23 protein-coding genes are annotated in these 22,343 nt (G+C 67.6%); 12 read left to right on the forward strand and 11 right to left on the reverse strand.

The window, feature by feature from the left end:
- Positions 1–25: 25 nt before the first annotated feature.
- The 3 genes from PS271_RS31065 to PS271_RS31075 form a co-directional block, all read right to left on the reverse strand.
- Entirely contained in the window at positions 26–535 is a 510-nt protein-coding gene (locus tag PS271_RS31065; RefSeq protein ID WP_398386522.1) for a hypothetical protein, read from the reverse strand.
- A gap of 921 nt (positions 536–1,456) precedes the next feature.
- Positions 1,457–1,903, reverse strand: coding sequence for an SUKH-3 domain-containing protein (locus tag PS271_RS31070; RefSeq protein ID WP_398386524.1), 447 nt, complete (start codon positions 1,901–1,903; stop codon positions 1,457–1,459).
- 1,721 nt (positions 1,904–3,624) lie between these two features.
- Positions 3,625–4,617 carry a hypothetical protein gene (locus tag PS271_RS31075; protein WP_398386525.1) on the reverse strand — a complete coding sequence of 331 codons (993 nt, stop codon included), beginning with the start codon at positions 4,615–4,617 and terminating at the stop codon, positions 3,625–3,627.
- A 181-nt stretch (positions 4,618–4,798) separates the two neighbouring features.
- Here PS271_RS31075 and PS271_RS31080 point away from each other — a divergent pair, with 181 nt between their 5' ends.
- Positions 4,799–5,191 carry a hypothetical protein gene (locus PS271_RS31080; protein ID WP_398386527.1) on the forward strand — a complete coding sequence of 131 codons (393 nt, stop codon included), beginning with the start codon at positions 4,799–4,801 and terminating at the stop codon, positions 5,189–5,191.
- Between the two features lie 47 nt (positions 5,192–5,238).
- Here PS271_RS31080 and PS271_RS31085 read toward each other — a convergent pair whose 3' ends face one another.
- The 6 genes from PS271_RS31085 to PS271_RS31110 all read right to left on the reverse strand — a co-directional run bounded on the left by PS271_RS31085 (position 5,239) and on the right by PS271_RS31110 (position 8,941).
- Positions 5,239–5,673, reverse strand: coding sequence for an NUDIX hydrolase (locus tag PS271_RS31085; protein WP_398386528.1), 435 nt, complete (start codon positions 5,671–5,673; stop codon positions 5,239–5,241).
- 24 nt (positions 5,674–5,697) lie between these two features.
- Positions 5,698–6,489, reverse strand: coding sequence for an STM4013/SEN3800 family hydrolase (locus PS271_RS31090; RefSeq protein WP_398386530.1), 792 nt, complete (start codon positions 6,487–6,489; stop codon positions 5,698–5,700).
- A complete protein-coding gene (locus PS271_RS31095; RefSeq protein WP_398386532.1) occupies positions 6,486–6,986 on the reverse strand; it encodes a hypothetical protein in 501 nt (166 codons plus the stop codon). The genes PS271_RS31090 and PS271_RS31095 overlap by 4 nt, the downstream gene beginning before the upstream one ends.
- The gene (locus PS271_RS31100; protein ID WP_398386534.1) at positions 6,979–7,623 is read right to left on the reverse strand and encodes a dTMP kinase; all 645 of its coding nucleotides are present in this window, start codon (positions 7,621–7,623) and stop codon (positions 6,979–6,981) included. Before PS271_RS31100 ends, PS271_RS31095 begins: the two co-directional genes overlap by 8 nt.
- A complete protein-coding gene (locus PS271_RS31105) occupies positions 7,620–8,654 on the reverse strand; it encodes a radical SAM protein (protein WP_398386535.1) in 1,035 nt (344 codons plus the stop codon). Before PS271_RS31105 ends, PS271_RS31100 begins: the two co-directional genes overlap by 4 nt.
- A gap of 95 nt (positions 8,655–8,749) precedes the next feature.
- The gene (locus PS271_RS31110) at positions 8,750–8,941 is read right to left on the reverse strand and encodes a hypothetical protein (RefSeq protein WP_398386536.1); all 192 of its coding nucleotides are present in this window, start codon (positions 8,939–8,941) and stop codon (positions 8,750–8,752) included.
- A gap of 104 nt (positions 8,942–9,045) precedes the next feature.
- Between PS271_RS31110 and PS271_RS31115 the strand changes: the two genes are divergently transcribed.
- Positions 9,046–9,807, forward strand: coding sequence for a GntR family transcriptional regulator (locus tag PS271_RS31115; RefSeq protein WP_398386538.1), 762 nt, complete (start codon positions 9,046–9,048; stop codon positions 9,805–9,807).
- A gap of 209 nt (positions 9,808–10,016) precedes the next feature.
- Here the strand turns inward: PS271_RS31115 and PS271_RS31120 are convergent, their stop codons facing one another.
- Both PS271_RS31120 and PS271_RS31125 read right to left on the reverse strand, forming a co-directional pair.
- Positions 10,017–10,379: a DUF6415 family natural product biosynthesis protein gene (locus PS271_RS31120; protein ID WP_398386540.1), complete on the reverse strand. Its 363-nt coding sequence runs from the start codon at positions 10,377–10,379 to the stop codon at positions 10,017–10,019.
- Positions 10,376–10,585 carry a hypothetical protein gene (locus PS271_RS31125; RefSeq protein WP_398386541.1) on the reverse strand — a complete coding sequence of 70 codons (210 nt, stop codon included), beginning with the start codon at positions 10,583–10,585 and terminating at the stop codon, positions 10,376–10,378. The genes PS271_RS31120 and PS271_RS31125 overlap by 4 nt, the downstream gene beginning before the upstream one ends.
- A 291-nt stretch (positions 10,586–10,876) precedes the next feature.
- Between PS271_RS31125 and PS271_RS31130 the strand changes: the two genes are divergently transcribed.
- The 10 genes from PS271_RS31130 to PS271_RS31175 all read left to right on the forward strand — a co-directional run bounded on the left by PS271_RS31130 (position 10,877) and on the right by PS271_RS31175 (position 22,329).
- On the forward strand, positions 10,877–11,677 hold the full coding sequence (locus PS271_RS31130) for a helix-turn-helix domain-containing protein (protein WP_398386543.1): 801 nt from the start codon (positions 10,877–10,879) through the stop codon (positions 11,675–11,677).
- A complete protein-coding gene (locus tag PS271_RS31135; RefSeq protein ID WP_398386545.1) occupies positions 11,655–11,861 on the forward strand; it encodes a DUF397 domain-containing protein in 207 nt (68 codons plus the stop codon). The genes PS271_RS31130 and PS271_RS31135 overlap by 23 nt, the downstream gene beginning before the upstream one ends.
- Before the next feature lie 1,618 nt (positions 11,862–13,479).
- Positions 13,480–14,298, forward strand: a complete 819-nt coding sequence (locus PS271_RS31140) for a conjugal transfer protein (RefSeq protein ID WP_398386547.1) — start codon at positions 13,480–13,482, stop codon at positions 14,296–14,298.
- Between the two features lie 20 nt (positions 14,299–14,318).
- Complete coding sequence (locus PS271_RS31145) at positions 14,319–14,567, forward strand: TcpD family membrane protein (RefSeq protein WP_398386549.1); 249 nt, start codon at positions 14,319–14,321, stop codon at positions 14,565–14,567.
- A complete protein-coding gene (locus tag PS271_RS31150; protein ID WP_398386551.1) occupies positions 14,567–15,115 on the forward strand; it encodes a hypothetical protein in 549 nt (182 codons plus the stop codon). The genes PS271_RS31145 and PS271_RS31150 overlap by 1 nt, the downstream gene beginning before the upstream one ends.
- Entirely contained in the window at positions 15,112–17,661 is a 2,550-nt protein-coding gene (locus PS271_RS31155; protein ID WP_398386553.1) for an ATP-binding protein, read from the forward strand. Before PS271_RS31150 ends, PS271_RS31155 begins: the two co-directional genes overlap by 4 nt.
- Complete coding sequence (locus PS271_RS31160) at positions 17,658–18,212, forward strand: hypothetical protein (protein ID WP_398386554.1); 555 nt, start codon at positions 17,658–17,660, stop codon at positions 18,210–18,212. Before PS271_RS31155 ends, PS271_RS31160 begins: the two co-directional genes overlap by 4 nt.
- The gene (locus PS271_RS31165) at positions 18,209–20,311 is read left to right on the forward strand and encodes a TrbL/VirB6 family protein (RefSeq protein WP_398386556.1); all 2,103 of its coding nucleotides are present in this window, start codon (positions 18,209–18,211) and stop codon (positions 20,309–20,311) included. Before PS271_RS31160 ends, PS271_RS31165 begins: the two co-directional genes overlap by 4 nt.
- Positions 20,308–21,138 carry a hypothetical protein gene (locus tag PS271_RS31170; protein ID WP_398386558.1) on the forward strand — a complete coding sequence of 277 codons (831 nt, stop codon included), beginning with the start codon at positions 20,308–20,310 and terminating at the stop codon, positions 21,136–21,138. The genes PS271_RS31165 and PS271_RS31170 overlap by 4 nt, the downstream gene beginning before the upstream one ends.
- Positions 21,139–22,329 carry a peptidase M23 gene (locus PS271_RS31175; protein WP_398386560.1) on the forward strand — a complete coding sequence of 397 codons (1,191 nt, stop codon included), beginning with the start codon at positions 21,139–21,141 and terminating at the stop codon, positions 22,327–22,329.
- The last annotated feature ends 14 nt before the right edge of the window (positions 22,330–22,343 follow it).

Below are 22,343 nucleotides of genomic sequence, written 5' to 3' on the forward strand. Positions count from 1 at the left end.
GATGCACCGTCCGGTCGGACATGCTCTAACAGGGCACGCTGATCTGGTAGGATTGCTGGCCGGAGTCGATGTCCTGACCGCTGTCGGTCCAGTAAGGGCCGTTCTGATGGAACGTCATCGTGACGTTGTAGGTACCGCAGGCGCTGAGGGCTGCGGGTGAGCCGCCGCCGGCCGAACCGTTGGCGGACCCTTGCGTGACGGGGTTGGGGGTGGCGAAGTTTCCCGACTGGCCGCCGATGCTCACTGAACCGCTCGCGTACCACTTGGCGGGATAGTTCGACGTCGCGGAGTACCAGGAGCCGCCCCAGTAGTACTGGGCGTTGCGGTTGTTCACGATCACTTGGTTTCCGCTGGATCCGAAGCGCAGGCATACCTGCGCCTCGGCGTAGGTGTACTGCCCTCCGCCGTAGAAGGACTGGTTCGGGCCGCAATAGTCGCCCGCCGGAACGGCAGCGGCTCGCTGCTGACCGGCGGCGGGGGTGGCGAGGGTGGCCCCGGACAGTGCCAGCAGGATGGCGCCGAGGCCAGCCGCCATTCTCCGGGATCGGTGCCCGGACGCGGTGGGAGTCGTGACGGGGTGGGTGGGTGCTGGTTGGGTGCGTCGTGAAAGCCGCATGAGCCGCCTCCTGGATCGCATACCGTCCCCTTGGTTGCGGGGCGTACGCCCAGGACAGCAGCGACACCAAACACATGGTGCCTCTATCTGCATAATTCACCCATGAGGGTGGAGGTAGCCACTGCTGTACCCATCCCCCTCCGTCCTCGGCCGGGTGCCTGGCCTCGGCGCCGCGCCACGACTCGTCGGACAGGCCCTAATATTCTGGTGCGAGTAGGTCGTTGAGGTGGTGGGCGAGTCGGCCCGAAGGTCGGATAGGTGAGGTTTGCCCGAGTCTTTGTAAGTGAGTGAAAACCGGTCTGGGGTCCGCTAAAAGCCCTGGTCGTCGAGTATGCTCCCCGCCCCCGCGGGGGATGGTCCCCGCGCTCGCGGGGATGGTCCCCGAGCGTTGAGCCTGCTCCCGCGTCAGCAGCAATGCTCCTCGCGCTCGTGGGGATGGTTCCGGGTCGGCGACGGCTGGGGTGTCCAGGCCTCAGTGCTCCTCGCGCTCGCGGGGGGTGGTGAAGGGTGTCTCGGGGTGTGTTGGGTGGTCAGAGGCCTCGCTCTGTTGAGTGAGTGCTGTTGGGGTGGGTTCGGCGGGGGGGGGGGGGGGGGCTTGCGGCGTCTTATTCGGTGCAACGTCGCTCATGGCTGGCGCTGTGTCTCCGTGGCCGGGTCGGTGGTGAGATCTGCTGATCAACGCGGGTCTTCCGCGCCTGTGGACTCCCGCGCTGTGGAGGAACATTCCATCGGGCCAAGGAGGCTGGGGCGCTAGAGGTTCGGCTGCGCAGGGTTGGAAGTCTTCCGCCAAACGAGTCCTGCTCTGCAGATAAGCACGTCACAAAAGGCCTCGTCTGAGAGTTAGGATCTGTCATCGATCTTGCGGGGTGCCACTCCCAGGATCAGGTTCTCGAGGGCTTGCGGCATCACTCCGAAGCCGGCGACCCAGGTCTCGACGAGGTAGATCTCACTTGCCTCGTCGATACCGAGGAAGAATCGGCCGTGATCCAGCTCGCCGAGCGGGAAGAGACGTCTCCCGGTGGACTCGCTCCATTCCGAGAAGCGGCCCTCCTCGCCCCGGGTCAACTCCGGGTCGAGTTCAAACGGTTCGCGGGCGCGGTTGATTCCCGGACCACCGATGCTCACAGCTAATCCCCCGAACTCTTGGAGGAATGCATCCGCAGCATCGTGCATGGTGAGGCCGACCGCTTCGAACATGGACCGCCAGTCAGCTGTATCGACCCGCCTGCCTGCTCTCCATCCCGCAGCCTCCAGGATCTTAACCACCTCTGGTGACCATCTGCTCATCAGTAGTTCACACTCCTCGACGTGAAGCGAGATGTGATCATCTCAGCAGGCAGCCCGGGAGGGGACAGCGGGTGACTGAACCACAGGAGGCCTCCATTCCTATGAACCTGCACTTCGTCCTGAACGGACACGCCTGCGGAAGCCGGGCCTTCGCGTGGTTTCACAGTCACGACTTCAAGCGGATCAGGGAACTTGTGGAGCACCCGGACGTGCTGTTCCAGCAGCCCCTGTCGACATCTCGTGGGTGAGGCGGCCACGGCGTAGTCGTTAACAGGCGGCCCCAGCCGTGTATCGGCGCTCGACTCGCCAACGAAAGTGCTCAACCGCAAAGTTGAGCTGAGCTTGTGACGCCCGGACACGCCATGCACCATCAGAGCATGCACACATGGTTTGAACCATAAGGCTGTATCCACACTGAGAACATCTCGATTCTCTCCACTGAGAAAACGGAAGGAGCACTCCCGGATACAGCCTCAGTCCCCCTCACGTGTCACGCACACGGACAGCACGATTTACGCTACACACCCAGACCCCCCTCGTGCCCCCTGGCAGGGAAGTCGCCAACCACACCTGAGCAAAGGAAAACCGAGATACCCCGACCGCTCTCACCTTCTCAGATCCTGCGCAACGCCCCCTCCCCGCACGGGGAAGGGACACAATAGTCGGCGGATTCTGCCGCCTGGATGTGCCTGTCCGCACGGCCTGCCGGCTGTCTGTGCGCCATCGGCCTGGCCTGACTCGGGCAGTACGCTCCTCACAGCTCACAGCTCACAGCTCACAGCTCACAGCTCACAGCTCACAGCTCACAGCTCACAGCTGTGAGCCTCACACCCTGTTCCCCCAGGTAGGCAAGCTGACCTGTGAGACCTGTGAGCTGTGAGCAACGCTCGGCAGCATAACGCCAACCCAGGTGCGATCCGTCCTTCCAAGCAGCCCGAAGCGGCACCGAACAGGTAGTGCCTGATGGTGAGCCCCTCTCGCCGCGGGACGCCTCATCCACCTCCACCGAGGCGGGAATGAGGTCACGCCTCGATGATGCCGGCTAGACCTGGGTGGCCCAGATTCAGGATCTCAGACAGTGGTTTACCCCAGGTCGCCTCCTGCTTTAACAGGTACGAGGAGCATGAATATAGGGCCTGGGAGTACCGCACTGGATTATGGGGAGGAGGGTGCGTTGGTGAGAGAGGTGACCGTATCTGCACGATGGCCGGGGTGGGCTGCGCCGTTAAGTCGCTGGAGCAATGGCGAGCCGACCAAGGCTTGCGATTTCCTGCATGCTTGTATTCGGATGACGGCCCTGCTTGTGCCGCCCAGGGCGATGTGATCACGTCGGCACCAAGAGGCGCCGACACTCTCACGAGCCCGGACCGAGAATAAACCCGTCGTGGCTGTCCAGCTTTAGTGCCCTGCCTTCCCCTAGGCTCGGATTTCGCACGTTCCTCGTCTCGTGGGAACAAGGCAGGTACGGTGTGAGATTGTCGGTTTGGTCGTTGACCTAACGCGCTTAAAGAGGGCAATCACTGACTTCTTTTATCATGGGTGAGCATGGTACCGGAGGGGCGGGGTGGTGAAATGGAAGTACCCTGCTCCTAGTTCGTCCGCCACACGTTCCCTGGCATGGAGCGAACAGCTCCGCCGCCCGATCGATGTAACCGAGACGCTCCAACCTCACTCTCCGGATCACGTCCCTGAATGCCGCCAGTGCATCCATCGCTGCAGGGTCATCCGGTTACCCCCGCCGCACCGTTGATCGCTGCCCGCACCGCGACTGCGCCCCGTAGGGTCACCGCCACGGCCGCCCTGTACTCCGCGTTCTGGCTGGCCGCGGCTGCCTCGTTGCGGCACTGCGGACACAACATCTCGTCGGCCACCGGGCGGAATAGCCGCGCCTGGATATGATCCCCCAGGCATTCCCGTGTACCGGAGAGCCGCGACGGCCTACCGGCGGTCGTGCGTAGTTCGGTGGCCCGTTGCTCGGCAAAGGTCGGCGCCGGAGGCATCTTGCGGAGGAGCCGGTTTCGGATCAGGCCGGCAGGAGAATGCACGGCTGAGGGAAGCCCGGCCGTCAGGGCTTCGCGGAGGTCCGCCATCGCGGTGCCCCGATGGAACCACTCGCCTACCAGCGGTGCCAGGCCTGCCAATTCACGGCCGGACAGCCGAAGTCGCCGTTCGCTGTGCGAGATGACAGCGAGGGCTAACGCGCCTCGCTCGACCAGTGGAGCGGGGACAGTCGGCACAGCCGAAGTGATCTGCGAGACCTCGCCGGAAGGCTGCTCGTCCTCCCGCCCTGCCGGGGCGTGATCGTCCTCCGGATCGGCTGAGGCAGGGGAAGGGGAGGGAGAGGTGGAGTTGTTCTGCTCAGTGTTTTCTTGGGAACGGCCGACGGCCCGGCCCTCCGGCCGACCGGCGGCCGGGATTTGGCCCCTCGGGAGGCCATCCAGCACAGCGGCGGCGGCCTCCGGAGAGAGCGGGACGTTGGAGATCAGTTGCGTAGTCGACCACCGGCCGGCCGCGTCCTGGCGCCGCCACTCGTGGAGGTAACCCTCAGCGGCGAGCTGGCGCTTCGCACGGATGAACCCGGTCTTCCTGATCCCTGCCCGCTTCGCCGTCTCCGACAGCGGCTGATCGAGGCTCTCCGGCAGCGACAACTGCCAGGTCAGCAGACGCACGGCGTCCGACGACAGCCGCGGGTGGCGGATGATCTCGTTCGACACCTGCGTGAAGAACGCCGCAGGCGAGATAACATGCCTAAGCATCACGGGGAGCCCTAACTCCTGGTGGTGAAGACCCCCGGGTGGTGTTCCAGCACCTCCGGGGGTCGCCTCGTTTTCGGCACGAAGCAACCTGTTGCGGGCACGGTACCCCATGTGCGAACTACTGTGCATGGGATACGCGTTGAGAGGTCCTGGCTTCTTCCGCTGCAGGATCTCCCGTGCCGCGGCGAGACCGAAGACGGCCCGCTGGACCGCCCGCAGCCTCGAAGCCGCTCGGCACTTCGGCGACGACCCGGCCCTGCCCGCCGGTATCCTGCGCATGCACGGCAACGAACTCCGTAAAGCCCGCATCCACGGCGCCGCCATCGAACGCCTGTGCCGCGCTGCCGCCATCGCACCCACGCTCGACGACCGTGCCGCCGTCCTGCCGCTCCTGGTCCGCGCCGCGGGCGCCTTCGGCGACCGCGATCCGCACTGCGGACCCGTCGCCGGCTGCGGCCTGAGGGTGGGGCGCGGCCGCGGAGAGCCAGGCCAGCGACTCACAGGGGCGAAGACCGCGCCCTGGAGGTGCTAGATGACACCTCACCAGCGGAGGTGGCCGAAGTCACCTCCGCGGTCTGGTCACTGGTTCGCGAGCAGGAGGGCGAGAGGCCCTGCCGGGAGAAGAAACCGGCCCTGGGCCGCTGCGTCGATGGCTTCTGCCATGGGCCACCATGACAGTTTGAAGTCCTCCTCGGTGGGTGTGAGCTGCTGGGGGCCGAGCGTCAGGGCGGACGCTTCGTACAGGTGCACACGGGCAGTGGACTCGAGCGTGATGGCGTAGGCGCCGAGAGCCCTCCATCGCGTCGCGGTGATTCCGGCTTCTTCCATCAGCTCGCGCCGGGCGCATTCTTCGGGTGTCTCGCCGTCTTCGCGGCGTCCGCCGGGTAGGAACAGGTACTCGCCGCCGTGACGGGGGAAGTCGGCGGTCAGGACGGCGACGAGGCCCTGGTTGTCGCGGGCCACTACTACGGCGGCGTCACGGGCCGGGCCTCGTCCTTGAACGTCATCGCTCATGCCGAGCGAGCCTAGCGGCGGCGCTCAGAGCACCGTGGCCGCATACGGAACATTCATCACGACAGGGTGGGCGATGCCACGGCCCTGGTAGCCGTCGTCTCCGTAGGCGTCGCCGTGGTCGGCGCACATGATGACCAGCCAGGGGCGGTTGGCCGTGAGGTTGGTGATCAGTCGGCCGAGGTGTTCGTCGGCGTAGGCGAGGGCGGCCCGCTGGGACTTCACGGTGTCGGTGCTCTGGCCGAGGTAGTGGCCGTGGGGGACGTGGGTGGCGGAGACGTTGAGGAACAGGAACAGCGGTCGGTCCGAGTGCTTGTCGGCGACCTCGAGGGCATGGTCCACCTGGTAGCGGGTGGAGTCGGGCTCGGGCGAGCAGAACTCCGGCCGCCAGTAGTCTTCGTCGAACAGCTCGGGCAGCACGCTGCCGAGTGGGGTCTCGCGGGAGAAGTACGTGACGCCGCCGACGCACACCGTGCGGTAGCTGTGCTGTTCGAGCCCGGCCAGGAGGTTGGGGGCGTCGAACATGAATGTCTCGGGCGGCACCGCCTTGAACGCGGGCGGCCGGCACTCCCACAGACGGGGCGGCTGCTCGGGCCTCGGGAGTTTGGGCAGGAACCCGGAGAAGAACGCCATGTGCGCCGGGAGCGTGAACGACCCGGGGGTGTGCCGTCGCTCCCATCCGCCACGGGGCAGGAGATTGGCCAGGTGCGGCATGCGGCCCATGTCGTAGGCGGTGCAGGCGACGTCGTACCTCAGGGAGTCGAGCGTAACGAACAGGATGTTCGTACCGGTGGTGATGATCTCGGCGGCGTTGATCACTGGCTGGCTCCTTCCGGCGGGACGTAGTCCTTGACGTGGCCCCGGGCCTGGTGGTTGACGGGGATGGGCACGTGATCGTCGGCGATCATCTGCCGGATGCGGGCCAGGCCCTCATCCTCGCCGAGGGGTTCGCCCTGGTGGCCGTAGAGGGCGATGCGTACGGTCTCGGTGCCTGCGTGGGGCATGGTGGTGATAAGGGCGCCGGGGACTCCGCCCAGGTCCATTATCGCGGCCAGCAGCTCGTGCTCGTCGGCTACGTGCAGGTCCATGACGGTGCACGCGTAGTGCTGGGCGTTCATCGCGCCCCGGCACAGGCGGCGGTAGAACAGGGCGCTGGTGGCCCTGCCGTCGTGGGCGACGGCGATGCGGGTCGCGTGGGTGGTGACGACGAGGCAGGCGCCGATCCACCAGCCGACGCCTTCGTGGATGTCGCCCGGGTACTGGCCGCAGGCGGCGCCGTCGCGGATCACCTTCTCGGTGTCGATCGGGTTAAGCATGCCGGGCCTCCATGCGTTCGGTGATCCAGTCGGCGAGCTTGTCGGGATCCTTGCCGTCGGTGTCCACGATGATGGCGGTGGGATCCGCTTCGGCGACCGCGTCGAAGTTGGCCACGAGCCGCGTGAGGCGGCCGGGGACGGTGAACAGTTCGGAGTCGTCGGCGGTGAGCTTGCCGTGCCTTTCCTTGGCCGCGAGGCGCCGTCGCAGCTCCTCCTCATTGCATCGCAGGTAGAACGTCTGGTGCGGGGTCTCCAGGTAGGGCTGGTAGGGCTCCAGGAGCCGCGTGATCTCATTCAGGGGGATGCCGTGGACGGCGGCATGACAGGCGGCCACGGAGGAGACGTACCGGTCGGCGACGACGGGGCCGTGCCGGCGGTACTTGCGAATCGTGTCGGAGGCGTGCAGGAGCCCGGAGAGGTAGAACGCGAACTGAGGCAGGGGTCGCAGCTGCTTGTTGATCAGCGGCGACCAGTCGGAGTGCGGGAACGGGAGGGTGTGCAGGTTCCCGGCAGCCTGCCGGACCGCGATGGCTTCGGCGATCGTGGTCTTCCCGACGCCGGACAGTCCCTCGAACACGGTGAAGGCTCCTCGCGCGCGGTCGTACGGGACGGGCGCGTACGCGGGCGGCAGGCTCATAGTGTCCCCTCGGTGAAGGCGGCGATGTGTCCGGCGACGGCGGCGGCCAGCTGGTCCGGGGCGGCCAGGTGATCGTTGAGATCCATGCGGAGGTCCTGACGGAGCAGACAAGGCTGGAGGCCTCCGTCGTGGTCCACGCGCAGGGCCCAGAACCCCTCGACGCACTTGGGCCGCAGAGGGCAGGTGCCGCACTGGCCGACGTGGTAGCGGCCCAGGTCGCGGTGGATCACGTCGACCTCGATGCCATCGACCAGGAAGACGCGCCGTCCCTGGCCGACCCCGGCGACCTCGATGTGCTCCTGGCCGGTCAGGGTCCGTAAGTAGGCCACGACGCTGTCAGCTGAGACGGCCGACTCCGCGTGGTCCTCGTTGAAGTCGGTGCCGACCAGCTCGATGAACTGCACGGGCATCCGCCGGTTCAGGGCGAAGTCCAGGATCGAGCGGATCTCGTGGGCGTTGTCCCTGAGCAGAAGGCAGTTCAGCTCCACCCGGTCGAAGATCTCGCGGGCGGCGTCAATGCCGTCGAGCACCGATGCGATCCCCTGCCGGGTCCGGGCGATGGACCGGAAGGTTTCGTCGGAGAAGTAGTGCAGTGAGACCTTCACCTTGTCCAGGTGCGTGTCTGCCAGCCACTTCTGGTTGGCGCGGACACGGGTGCCGTTGGTGATCAGCGTGTACGAGGCGTCAGGGTCCGGGGCCGGAAGCTGCTGCAGGACCGGCTTGGCCAGGGGCGAGGTGAGCGGTTCGCCACCGGTGAAGTAGACCCGCTTGAGCCCGGCTTTCATGAGCGCGGTGATGACTGTGATGTAGTGCTCGGCGCACAGCGAACGGGGCCGCGGCTGCATGGACGCGTCGCGCCGGGCCAGCTCTGGTGGGACGTCGCCCTCGTTGTGGCAGAAGAAGCAGCCGATGTTGCACTGCGGCCCTAACGAGACGCGGACCTGGCCACGCAGGGCTGCGTAGACGCGAAGAGCCGTCCAGTCGGTGTCGCCCCGGGGGACGAGTGGAGCAAAGGTCAGTGGTACTTCCATGGCTTCCTCCAGAGGCAGCGGGCCTCCCGCCGCCATGACAGGTGATGTGAAGCACGTGAGTCGGCCAGGTGCTCGTGGTCACGTCGCCGCGGGTGTCACTCCTGCGTGACGTCCGGCAGCGAGATCCCGGACGGCACGTGCAGGGGCTCGTGGGCGTTCTGCTGATGCACTGCCAGGCCGAGACAGCCGACGGTGCCGATGCCGTAGGCCCAAGCCGTGATGGTTCCGAAGAGGTTGACGGGCTTGCGGGGCCGTCGGCGGGGGCGGGAGCGTGCGTGGTGGCTCACAGGCGCGAGTCCTTCCAGGCACGCGTGATCAGCCCTGCACTTAGCGTGTGGCTGGGTCGCAAGGGTGCTTGCCCTAGGCCACATCGCACTTGGGAGCCGCCACCGTGAATACTGTTCCGGAAACCGCAGACCTGACTGAGGGCCACCCGTACATGCGCCTCGCGGCCGAGTCCCGCCGCCGCATCCTCGACGGCGAACTGCCCAAGGGCACCAAGCTCCCCCCACCACCGCACTCTTGCCGCCGAACACGGAGTCGCCGGCGCCCCCTGCAAAAGGCCCTCGGACAGCTCCAGGTCGAGGGCTATATCCGCATCAGCCAGCGCGGAACCTACATCTCCAACGGGCCCAAGGCCGGATCTTCCGGTTACGACCGCATCACCCGCGCCCTGCGGACCGGTAGCGTCCTCGGCGACGGCGCCGACGAGAGCGTCATCGTTACCGAAGCTCAGCTCGTCGTCCCGCCGCTGTACGTCGCCGATATCGTCGACCTCGACGAAGGGGACCAGGTCGTACGCCGCCAGTGGCGCACTGGCCGGGGCCAGCAGCGGCTCGTGCTTGCGGTCACCTGGTACCCGGCCGAGTTCGCAGTCTCTGTCCCCGACCTTCTCTCCACCGCAGCCAGCAAGGCCCTGGGGCTGTTGCCCCGCATCGTCGAAGCGACCGGCCGCCGCCTTGTCGAGGGGCGCGACGTCATGCACGCGCGCGAGGCCGACTTCCTCGGGCTGAAAACCGGCACCCCGATACTCGCCGGATCCCACCGACTGTGGGATGACGCGGGGAGCATCGAGTACGGGGAGTGGTGCTTGCCGTACCGGCACGTCATCGGCTACGAGTACCGCTTCGATGCCGCCCCAGGACTGCCGTAAGGCCTTCGTCCCGAAGGCGACCGGTGACATGGGCGCCGGCGAGGTGACGCTGCTGCCCCACGGCCTGCGCACTCTGATCGCTGACCTCACCCACGGCGAGCCAAGGTTTGCCCCGGGTGCGGCTGGCCCGAGCGCGAGGAGTGCGAGCACTATGCGCGCTGGGTGCGACAAGTCGATCGGGGCGTCGTCGCGAGCGTGCCGGCCCTTCATCACGCGCTCCCTCGCAGCCGTTCTTCCTCGCCGGGTTCGGCGAGGGCCAGGCCGAGGAGTGCGCGGCAGGTACGGGCGAGCTCCTGAGCGTAGACGGCGCGGGCGGCCGTGACAGTGCCGGTCGTGAGGCGAGCGGCGAGCTTCTTGCGCACCTCGTCCACGATCACGGCGACGAGGTCGCCCTGCCCGTGCGCGGCCCAGTCCTTCGCCTCGACCACCGGGAGCAGACGCTCGGTGTGCCAGCACAAGGCGCCTACGAGGTTGTCCACGGTGTCAGCGAGTGGCAAGCGGTCCAGCGCCCGGCGGATTGCGGCCCTGACCGCCGCTTCGTCGAAGGCGCGGTCATGAACAGGGGCGGTCACCGCAGGCCCTCAGCGTGGACGAGGTCGAGGTAGGCGTCGCAGGTTTCCCCCGACCAGGTCGTCGGATCACCGTGCGCCGCCACGAACGCCGCCCCCGGGCAGCACTCGGACGGGTTCACGGGCGGTTTCACGGAAGCGTGCAGGCGCTGCTGCAACGTCAGCCTGGGGGCGGGGCCGGGTATGGCGGCGCCAGGGAACGCGGGCATGGGATCTCCACGAAGGGTGAGAGTCTTGGCGACGTGGCAGGCTGCCGCTACTCATCGCCTCGGGACACGGCGGCCTACCACGCGCAGGGCAGGCCGGGCCCTGGCATCGGAGTCTTCGAGGACCCGGCCAGGTCACCCACCGTAGGACCGCTTCCAGCGGGGTCGCCAGGCTTGCGGTATCGACGTTTGAGGCCGTATATCAGTTGACGCGCTGATATCTCAGGGAGGGCAACGATGCCTGCACCAAGGGAACTTGACCCATTACGAGACCTCGCATCACTCGCCGGGAAGATGCTTCGCAACCGCCGCAAGGCCAAGGGGTTGACGCAGGCCGCTCTCGGGGCGTTGATCCCGCTCTCGCAAGCCATGATCGCCGGAATCGAGCTGGGCAAGGAGGTCCCCAGCGCCGAAGCCGGCAAGCTCCTCGACGATGCCGTGGGCGGGGACGGGGAAGTGGCCGCGATGTGGCACCACGTCCGCAAAGACCTCCACACGCAAGCCACGTATCCGGTGTGGTCCCACGCTTACCTTGTCGCCGAAGCGGAAGCGACCCGCATCCAGCACTTCGCGAACATCGTCCCCGGCGTGACTCAGACCGAGGACTATGCACGAGCGATCATCACGTCCGCTGCACCACTGTTCGGCGGCGACATCGAAGACAAGGTCGAGGCACGGATGGAGCGCAAGATCATCCTCGACCGCGATGACCCCGTATGGTTCTGGAGCATCCTGGACGAGGCGGCGCTCTACCGGGTCGTGGGCAGCCACGACGTCATGTGCGCGCAGCTGACTCACCTGCTGGACCTCGCCACGCGCCCTCGCGTCACGTTCCGCGTCCTGCCCTACGACAGAGGCATGCCCGGCGGAGTGATCTCCATCGGAGCGCTCCTGCTGCTGTCCCGACCGGGGAAAAACGAGGCAGTGTACTGGGAGAGCGGCCTCAACGGCGCTTTCTTGGAGGCGCCGAGGGAAGTGGAGGTATACAGGTCCTTCTACGACCATCTGGACCTGGACGTCTTGTCCCCGCAGGCATCAACTGAACTGATCCGCAAGGCACGTGAGGAGCACCATGCACGCTGCGAATACCACTGAACTGACCTGGCGCAAGTCCAGCCACAGCGGCAACGGAACCGAGTGCGTCGAAGTCTCGGACGACCTCCCCGGCCTCGTCCCGGTCCGGGACTCGAAGAGGAAGAGCGGGCCGTCCATCACCTTCACCGGCACGGCCTGGGCGTTGTTCGTCGGCGAGATTCACGCCAAGCGACGCATCGTCTGATCATGCAGCACGGAAGTGGTCACTCCCCAGCGGGTGGGGGAGTGACCACTGTGTTCCGGTGAACTGCCGGTGCATGCGGCGATGTGCCGCCGCAGCTCCCCTGCGGCGCGAAGCGGCCGCTACCGCTTGGCCGGTGCCCCTACACTGGCCCGCCTTTGCCATCCCAGGGGCGGAGGCGGTTTGGACGCTCCCCTTAGGGGAGTACCCAAGATTCCAACTTGCTCAGTCTCAGCTGGGTCGCGGAAGCAAATGGTTCTGCGATAGCTTGCTGCGCTTCGGGCTGAGGCGTCGGCCGCCTGATGCGGACTGTGATCTCTGGTCCAGCGGACCGCCCGGGAGAGGGCGGCTGGGATCGGGGTGCTTCGATATCCGTGTCGGGGTGATTCTCATTGCCCGCGCGGGGACTGGCTCTCTGGAGCTGTCCGGAGGCGGGGACAGGCCCGCCTCCGCCCCTGCCTCCGCCGGCCGTATTCGCTCCAGTAGTGCGTCGATCTGTGAGGGCCTCCGAACGGCCGCTGGGGACTGATGCGGTTGGTTCTGCTGATGGTTGGCGCATAGCTTCTATAACCCGGGCGAGCCGCTCGTGGCTGACGCGGTGGCCGGCCGCACGAATGGTCCAGCGGACGGTGTCACGGTGGGTGTCTCGTCCTCGCGAAGAGCGGCCGCGCGAGTTCGACCAGTTCGTCGAGGTCGGCCGTGAGTGGCTGACCGGTGCGGCGGAGGCCGAGTGTCCGGTCGCCGGTCTCGCCCTGGCCAGCGTCCCCCGCCGTGCGCCGGCCGCTGGTCGCGACACGTCGGCTGGGGATTTGCGCTGGCGGGGCAGCGCCATGGCCTCGAGGCAGCTACGCAGGGCGCGCAAGTGGGCGTTCTGAAAGGCTCCCGCCAGGGCGTCGTCGACGAGGGTGCTGACCGCGTCCCTGAGGCTGTCGATCACGATGGCAGCCAGGTCGCAGAGGAGGTCGAGCCCCTTGCCCAGGGCGGTCGGCAACGGTGCCTGCCTGACCGCGAGCTGCTCCGGCAGGGTCGCCTCGTCGAAATCTTGAGTGGCGAGCAGGGCGGTGAGGCTGACCGCTTCACGGGTCAATCGGGAGTGGTGACGGGAGGCGTGGGCGACAGGATTCTCGACTGTGAATGCTGCAGGAGGTGTTCTGGGATGGCGCACGGCAAGCCGTTCCCTCGCGCTTGAGTGAGGCTGGGGCGGCGCGGGCCGGCGCGACACGCGGGAAAGGTCTTTGACGGAGCGTGTGCGTCGACTTACTGTTCGATGTCCCGGTAGTTCCCGCAGGCATCAGGTTCAACTGACGTTTCATGGGGGGAGGTTGTGGCGTTGCCGTTATTCGGGAAGCTCGCCCGGATCGTGTTGAACTTACCCGAGCCGCGCTCACGCGAGAGACAGGGGGATCGCAGCGCGGAGTTATCCAGCCCCATCGAGGGGCAACCGCCGTCGACAGTTGGCTCGCCGAATCCATGGGTGGAGGCTGCGCGGCGATTACAGGCACTCGAGAGGGCTGCGGCACCAAGGCCGTCTCTGCAGAGCCCGCCGACGCCCTGGGCCATACCGGCGCCAGAGAAGTCGGGCGCGGTGTTCGCCCGGCGGTTCGGGCGGGGTGTGTTGTGGGTGGTGATCGGTCTGGCCGCAGTCACCGGCATACGCACCTGGATCTCCCCGCCGGAGCACGGCGCTTCGGCCCCTGATCCTGTCAAGACCGGCCCGTCCTTTCCCACTGACCAGGCGCAGGCGGTTGCCGCTCGCTGGGCGCGTGCTTACCTGACGTGGGATGAGGCCCGTGCCGCGGATCGTGCGCGGATGCTGGCCGCGGACATGCCTGGCGGTACGGATGCCGCGATAGGGTGGGACGGGCACGGTCAGCAGGAGGTCTTGGACGTCCAGCCGGGGACTGTGAGCGTCATGGCCCGGGATCAGGCGCGCGTACGCGTCGAGGTTCTCCTGCGCGGTGCCAAGGCGGACGAGAAGAAGGGCGTCAAGGAGACCCCGGATCACTGGGTCGGCCTCGATGTCCCGGTCGTGGCGGTCCGGGGGCGGATCGTGGTGACCGGTCAGCCGGGCATCGTGGGTATTCCCGCGAGCGCGCCGGGCCTGCCGGATCTGCCTGTCCCGGAGACTGACCAGGATCTCAGCGTCGCCACGCAGTCTGTGGTCGAGAAGTTTTTCCGCGCCTACGCCACCGGTGAGACCGACACCGTCGCCGCGCCTGGCAAAACGATTCCGCCCCTGCCAGCCGGTATGGCCCTTAAGGCAGTGGGCTCCTGGGCTGTGGACCAGGGCAGTGGCGATCACCGCATGGGCACGGCCCGGGTCTCGTGGGAGACGGCGGGCGGGGTGGTGGAGCAGACGTATCGGGTGGAGCTCACTCGTGTTTCGAGCGCTGATGCGCAGCGCTGGCAGGTGTCTGACGTGCACGGCGGCACCGCATGACACCGCAGGGAAGGGAAGACATGGAATGGATCACGCTGGCCGCACCAGTAGTCACCGGTGACGGCCTGAAGAAGTGGGTCCTGGTGGTCGCCGGGAACTTGTTCATCGCGGTCTTGGCCGCGCGCATGGTGGGTTCCTTCATGAAGAAGGACTGGGGCGAGATGATCACGATGTGCGCCGCCGCCGTTCTGGTCGTCGGCTTCGTGTGGTTCCCCGACGCCACCGTGGACCTGCTGAAGGGTATCTGGCAGAAGGTCATAGGGTCCTGATGCGCACCGGGACCACCTACACCCGCCACTTTGACCTCGACACCCGCCAGCACGAACTCCTGGGCATCGACCTCGGAGAAGGTGCACCGCGCCGGGCGCTGGTGATCGGCATGGTGCTCTTCGGAGTGTGGAGCGGCGGAATGATCCTGCTCCTCGGGCTGCCGGGCATCTACTCCTTCACCCTGTACTTCCTGCCGCCTCTGCTGACCACCTGGGTGGGGATGCAGCGCTCCCGTCGTTTTGATCGGCGTCTGAACATCACGCAGTGGGTGATCGTCCTGCGCTACCTCACCCTGGGGCACCGGCCGATCATCTGTGGCGGCCGCCGGGCGGCCGCCCGCAGTGAGTGGATTCCTCGCCGTGCCCGCTGGGGGGCGCGGGCCGACACCGCGGCGGACGTCACCGGCGGGCGCTCCGAAGCACTCTTCGCCGCGGGCCGAGGAAGGTCCGAGGCTCTGGCCGGCGCTCCGTTGGAGCTGGATGCGCGGCCGCGGCTGTACGGCCCGGACGAGTTGTTCAAGGCACGCACGAAGGGAGATGCGGCATGAGGCTCGCGCAGCGTCTGGGCACGTTCTTCGGCATGGGCGGGGACCGCTCCGCGCGCCCGCCGCAGTACGTCGCCATCGCGGACGGTCTGATCGTCACCGACACCCATGCCGAAGCGTGGTTCGTGCTGGACTCCTCGAACACCGATCTGATGTCGGAGCCGGCGCGTGATGCCGAGCAGGACCAGGCCGCCAGCGCTCTCGCTCGGACCCTGGCCGGCTACGAGTGCCACCTCCGCGTTCTCTGGGCCCCGCTGCACGCCGAGGAGTACCAGGAGGAAGCCGAAACTCTCTTCTCCGCGGGTCACTACCGCGAGTGGGCGGCTTTGAAGGTCCAGCGGCTCGACAGCCTCGCTTTGCCCGCCCGGCACCTGATGCTCGGTATCCGCATCACCGAGCGCACCGGCCAGGCGAAAGCCGCGGGCCGTACCGCTCAGGACACCCTCGGCATCGGCTCGACCGCGATCAGCCGACGCGAGCTCGGCCGCCTCGACGCCATGGTCCGCCGCATGGCGCGGCGCCTGGAGCCCACCCCGTGGCGGGCGCAGCCGGCGACGGTGGACATGCTGTCCTGGATGATCGCCCGCGAACAGCGCCGCGAGGCCCCGCTGCCCGCGCCCACCACGGCGGGCATCACGGGCGCGAAGCTCGCCCAGCTCACCCGCGGCCGGATCCTCCCCTTCCCCGATCACCTACGTGTCCTCGACGTTGACGGACGGCCCACGGCTTGGGTGTCCGTCCTAGTGATGTCCGGGTTCCCGGAGCAGATGGACACGCCGGGGGCGGGGGAGTGGCTACGGGTGGTCTCGGAGATCACCTACATGCCCGAGCTCTCCGACGACCTCGACCAGGACGTCGATGACGACACGCCCTTCGAGCTCCCGGTCAGCCCCGAGCCGTCGGTGCGGTTCAAAGTGCTGCCCAAAAAGGACGCCCTCAAGCGCGTGGAAGACGCCCGCCGACTGGCGAAGGAACAACGCCAGTCCGCAGCCAAGCACTCCGCCGAGGAAGCCGGCCGGGATGTGGAGGAGACCGAGGACGCCATGGCGGAGCTCGCGCGCGAGATGAAGCGCGAGGATGTCACCCTCGTCGAGGACCACCCCCGCCTCATCGTCACCAGCACCGCCTCCCTCGAAGACCTGCGCGCCCGCATCGACGCAGTCGTCACGCACTACGGCGGCTTCGGCATCGAGGTTGCCGTGGCGGAGGAGGAGCAGCGGGAGCTGTGGCTCGAAGCTCAACCCGGCGACCGGCTCCGCGTCGCCGACCTCGGCCACATACGCGAGGTCGCCGCTCTCGCTGGGTCCTGGTGGTGGGGCGGCGCAAAGGTCGGTGACGACGAGGGCCCGATCGCGGGCTACCTCACCGGCTCCACGCCGGGCGTCTTCCGCAACGACGTCACCGCCGGCTCCGAACGCGGCGACGCCACCACCACGGCCTTCATCGGCCGCTCGGGTCGCGGCAAGACGACGTCGATGATGCTGTCCCTCCTCGACGCCGCGTTCCGCGGTGCGTTCGTCCTCGCCCTCGACTTCAAGGGCGACCTCGGCGGAGTCGTGGCAGCCGGCCGCCGCTACGGCCTGAACGCCCACCTCGTTGAAACCGGCACGAAGTTCGCCGGCGTCGCCGACCTCTTCCACCTCCTCACCGCTGACGGTGCTGAGCGGGCGCAGATCGAGGTCCCGGCCCAGCTGGGCATTGCCGTGCCACCGCACCTTCGTGCCCGTGGCGCCGAGACCCCCATCCAGCAGGCCACGAACGCGGTGATCGCCGAGGGCGAACCGGCGACGTGGAAGGTGGTGGAGAAACTCCGCGCGAGCCCCGACGACGAGCTCGCCCGCGAGACCGGCGAAGCACTCTACGAACTCTCCCTCACCGGAATCGGCGCACCGTTCATGGGCCGGCCGACCGGCGCGGTCCCACTCCAGCCCGATCCGGGCATCTGGGTCATGCAGATCCCCGGCCTGACCCTGCCCGGCGTCGACGACTCGCGAGAGGACTGGGGCGTCTCACAGCGTCTCTCGGTCGCCCTGATGCATTCTCTCCTCGCCTACGGCATCACCACCGCCGGCCGCAAAGACCTGCGCGGCCTGCGCAAGGTCGTCGCGGTCCCCGAGGTACACGTCCTGACCGCCACCCGCGAGGGTTCCTCGTTCCTGAACTACATCGCCCGCGTCGGCCGCGCCCTGTCCACGGCCCTGGTGATCGACACGCAGGACCCGGACTCGCTCGCCCTGCTCACCGGCGTGGTCGAGCAGCTCACCACGGTGGTGGGCTTCCAGCTGACGACCGCGTCCCAGCAGGATGCCCTCGCCCAGCTCCTCGGCCTCCCCGTCGGCCCTCACGCCCGCGCCTTGATCCGGGCGGTGGGTGTTGAGCGGGACGGGGAGATCCGCCACGGTCACTCCATCATCCGCGACCGGCGGTTCTCCGCGGCAACCGTGCAGTGGGACGTGCCCTCGGTGGAACTCCTGGAACTGCTGAGCACCACCCCCCGCCCCGACGATGCGGCCGGGCCGAGCCTGGCCAAGGAAGAGGTGCCCGCATGAGGAGAAGAACGCTTGCGCTTGGGGTCATGTTGGCGGTCGTCGCAGTGTCCGCCGGCTGCTCGTCGGAGAGCTCGGACAGTAAGCCGGATGTGGCGGGTGGTCCGGAGGCAGCGGTGATGAAGGCGGCGGTTGCGTATCAGGACGCGGTCAATGCCCGGCAGTGGCGGCGGGCCTGTGAGCTTCGCGCCCCCTCTCTGCGGGAGGGCAGCGTCGAGGAATGCACGAAGAAAGAGGAAACGTACGATGCGCCGCCGCCGACTCACGCCACCCCGTCCCCGTCGAGCGCCTCGGAACCGGAGCACGCTCCCACCGGACCGGTAAAGGTCGAGGTGACGGGCGAGGTACCGGCGATCGGCAACCATCCTGCGGGCCAGGGAGTGATTCTCTCCTTCAACTACCTCCACAACAGGGAGAACGAGCTTTCGCGGTGGGCACTGCGCCTGGTGCAGCAGGACGGTCAGTGGCTTGTGGAGCAGGTTGAGGATGCGTTGCGGGGTGAGGTGACGGCCGAGTTCATGCGGGCCACGCTGGCGAAGGAGATGCGGAGGTGAGCGCGCGGGTGCCGTTTCGGTACCGGCTGCCGCGTCTGCGGACCGTGGTCATTCCGCTGCTGGGCGCCTACACCACGCTGGTGGTGCTGGCCGGTGTTGCCCACGCGGGGGACATCGATCCGGCAGGAATAGGTGCCCTGCTGCCGTCGCCGGACAAGTCGGTCGGCGCGAACGAGGGCACCATGTACGAGACGTGGGCCAACCCTCTGATGTGGCACCTCGATACCGATTACGGCTCCTTCGATGTGCTCGATCCTGCCGCCGAGATCATTCCTCAGATCTGCATGGCGCTGACCGCGGCTGTCGGGGCAGCCGTCGCGGTGTTGATTCAGTGGCTGTTCCAGACGATCACGATTCCCGAGCTGGAGAAGCCGCTGACGGCCGCGATCAGCGGCGCGTCGAAAGGCCTGACCGCCACGCTGCTGCCCGCCGCTCTCGCGGTCGGCGGCCTCATCGCCTTCATGAAGCACAAAGGTGCCCGCGGCTCGGGGCTGAATCAGATCGCGTGGGTGTTCACCTCCGGCCTCCTGGCGGTGTCGCTGCTGGTGAGTCCGGGGACGTGGGTGAGCACGGTGGACACCGGGCGTCAGCTCGGTGCGAACATCGCGATGAACGCCACCGCGAACGGTCTCGGTGAGGGCAACCAGGACTTCCCATTCGACATGGGCCACAAGCCGAAGTACGGCAGCGATGAGAAGAAGACCACGATCCGCAAGGCCACGGACGCGTTCTGGCGCTCCTACGTGGCTGGCCCGTGGTGCGTGGCGCAGTTCGGCAGCTTGGAGGCGTGCGAGAAGCACGGCAAGAAGATCCTCGACGAGGGCATCAGCAAGGACAAACGGTCGAAATACATCAAGAACAAGGTGACCGGGATCGGGGCGGATTCCCGGGGGTGGGCGCAGGGGCATAACCCGATCGGTCAGACCATGGTCGTGGTGCCTGCGCTGATCTCTGTGATCGTCTTCGGTGCCGTGGTCGTGATGCTGGCCTTCACCTCCCTCGCTTCCTTGCTGGGCGCGTTGATGCTGCTGGTCGCGGGGGTGCTGTTTGCCTGCATGTGGGTGATTCCCGGTCGGCCTCGGCAGTGGGGCATTCGCTGGTTCGATCAGCTGGTCGGCTTCACGCTTCAGTCGTGCATCGCGACTCTCGTCCTGGGCTGCACGCTGATCGTGAACACCACGGTCACCAGTCTGATCCCCACCATTGGGTGGCTGCCCTCGGCGGGCCTGAGCATTGCGGCCGCCCTTGTCGCTCTGCGTTTTCGCAGGCTTCTTGACTCGATCGTCGGTGTCAGCGGCGGTATGGGCGCCGGTGGCGCAATCATGGGGCTGCTGGCGGCCAAGGGGGCTTCGAAGGCTGCCCGGTTCATCGGCCGCCGCTTCAAGCGCCGTGGGCGGCGTCCGGCCCGCGACCGGAACAGCAGCAGCGGCGGCAGCGATGACGACAGCGACCTGCCGATCAAGCCGTCGCCCCGGCTTCCCGGAGGCGGAACCGGCCCTCTGCGGTCCGGGGTCCCGCGTCGTCCGGTGCCTCCGCCTCTGCCCTCGCACCGTATCCGCAGGCCGCTGCCTCCGGCCGAGCCGGACACCAACAGGGCTCTGACGAGTGATCCGGACCCCGGGCTGTCAGTGACGATCACCCGGACCCCCAGCGGGGTCGACGACCCCGCCCTCACCGTCACCGCATCAACCCGTCGGCCTCTTGAAGTCGGCATCCGCCGGCCCCGCCCGGAATTGCCGTCAGTCAACACGGAATCCGAGGAAACCCCCGGTGCTGCGCTCGGCACGCCTGGGCAGCGGAGCATGCCGCAGCTCACCGCCAGCGACAAGGACACCCCCACCCCGCCGCCCGTACAGGCCCCGGTTCTGCTGCCGCCGGGCCGCCCCTCGCCGCTGCTGCGCCCGGAGATCGACGATGTGGCGCCGCGGTTTGCGTTCCGGTCCCCGCCCCGGGCCGGTGAGCCGACACCGAAGATCATTCAGCACAAGGTGATCAAGAGCGTCACACACCGCCCGCCGCACCGACCGGCCTCCCCGCCCCGGCCCGCCGGCTACACGCGCCCGGCACCGAAGGCGACCCGAAAGAAGGCCACCCGGTGACCAAGAACGACGACAAGGACCAGGAACGCAAGCCCAGCAGCGCCCAGGAATGGCGCGAACTGCTCAAAGCCCGCTACGACTACCCCGACGAGGCGAAGGACGGCACGCTCCGGCAGCGCCGACGTGCTCGTAAGGCGTACCGGCGGCGTGATCGGGAGCGTAGGCAGGAGTGGATACGCGAGGAAAGGCAGAAGGAGCCGGTCACCGCGGGCGGCGCCCTCCTCCTGGTCGTGCTGCTCCTGCTGGTGGGCCTCGGGGTGAAGTGGTGGTCAGGCAGCAGCAGCGACACCAGCACCGGCCCGGAGACTTTCGCCCGCCCGGCCCCGTCGCACTTCGCCCCGCAGAGTGCTCCGCCGGGAATGCCCTCGGCGGCACTCGCCGCGCCTAAGCCCTCAGCGCCACCGTCGCCGCCGGCCTCGCTGTCTGAGAACTCCAGTCCTGATGTGCGTCAGGCGGAGTCGGTGGTCGATCAGTGGGTACGCCAGTACCTCACCCGTAACCCGCCCGTGGACGAGACGCACGAGGGACCCGTACGCCGGGCGGCGCCGTGGGCCTCATCCGCGCTGACCGATAATCTCCTGCACCACACGGATCCGGCGTGGGACGTCCTCGTCAGCCGCGGCGGCATCGCCACCGTCACCGACGTCAAGATCACTCCGGCCGGCGGGGATCTCCCGCCGGACAACCCGCTGCGGGTGTGGCGCAACGCCGCGGCCGAGATCAAGGTCCACGGCTACACCGACTACACCGAAACCCGCACCCTGCGCACTGAGGTGATGCTCAGCGGCGAGGGAAAGTGGCAGATCACCCGCGTGCTGGGGCTGTAGATGGAGGCTCAGGACGTCATCAGGCTCGCCGCGGGCGCGGCCGGCCGGGGGCTGATACTCAAGCTCGCCGCAGCCGCCGGGGCGCTGTTCCTGCCGTTCGTCTTCTTCATGAGCATCGTCGGGATGCTCGGCGGAAGCGCCAACGCACGGGACAACGGCTGCGGCGACCAAGGGAAGCCGGGCGCGGAGGCCGACATCGACCGCAGCGGCAACAACATCGGCGCCGGGGACCCGTCAGGGAACCTGCGGCAGAAGCAGACGGAGAACGCCGAGATCATCGACCGCGTGGCGAAGAATAACGGCCTGCCCGGCCGCGCCACCCTCATTGCTCTGATGACGGCCTTGCAGGAATCCCAGCTCCTCAACCTCAACCACGGCGACCGCGACTCCATCGGAGTCTTCCAGCAGCGTCCCTCCACCGGATGGGGCACTAAGGAACAGATCATGAACGTCGAATACGCCGCGAAAATGTTCTTCTTCGGAGGCGACAAGGGCGACCCACCCGGACTGACCGACATCAAAGGCTGGGAATCCATGCCCTACGCCCAGGCCGCCCAGGCAGTGCAACGCTCCGCCGACGGCAGCCTCTACGCCGTGCACGAGGACACGGCCCGGCAGATCGCCCAGGGCGCCAAGATCGATCTCAACCGGGCCGGAAGCGCGACCGGGAGCGAGCAGCCCTCCGAGTCGGCCCCGGGGCGCCCGGCCAACGCCGAGAACTGCTACCCCGACTCGTCGACGCCGGGAAAGCCGGGGGAGGCGTTCCACGACGGTGCCGCGAACTGGCCGGCCGACGTGAAGAACCCCCGATCCACTGAGGCGGCCATCATGTGGGCCCGGCACGAGTCCGAGACGGGAGGCCAAGACTGGTATGCGATGTGCCTGGCGTTCGTGGCCCGCGCCTATGGCTGGAACTTCTCCGGCACCCAGTACGCCATTCAGCACTACCGCGAGATGCCGGGGGCGATGAAGCACGACAAGGACCGCAACCCGCCCCCGGGCGCGTTGATGTTCTGGGACACCGGCAAGGTCGCCGGACACGTCGCCGTCTACCTCGGCAACGGGGTGATCGCCAGCAATGACATCAAACGCTCGGGATACATCGATGTCGTGCCGGCCACCGAGATCGAGGCCAAGTGGCGGGCGACCTACGAGGGCTGGGCGCCGCCCTACTTCCCCAACGGCGGATAGCCAAGAAAGGGATG

This window comes from Streptomyces sp. SCA2-17 (assembly GCF_044336695.1).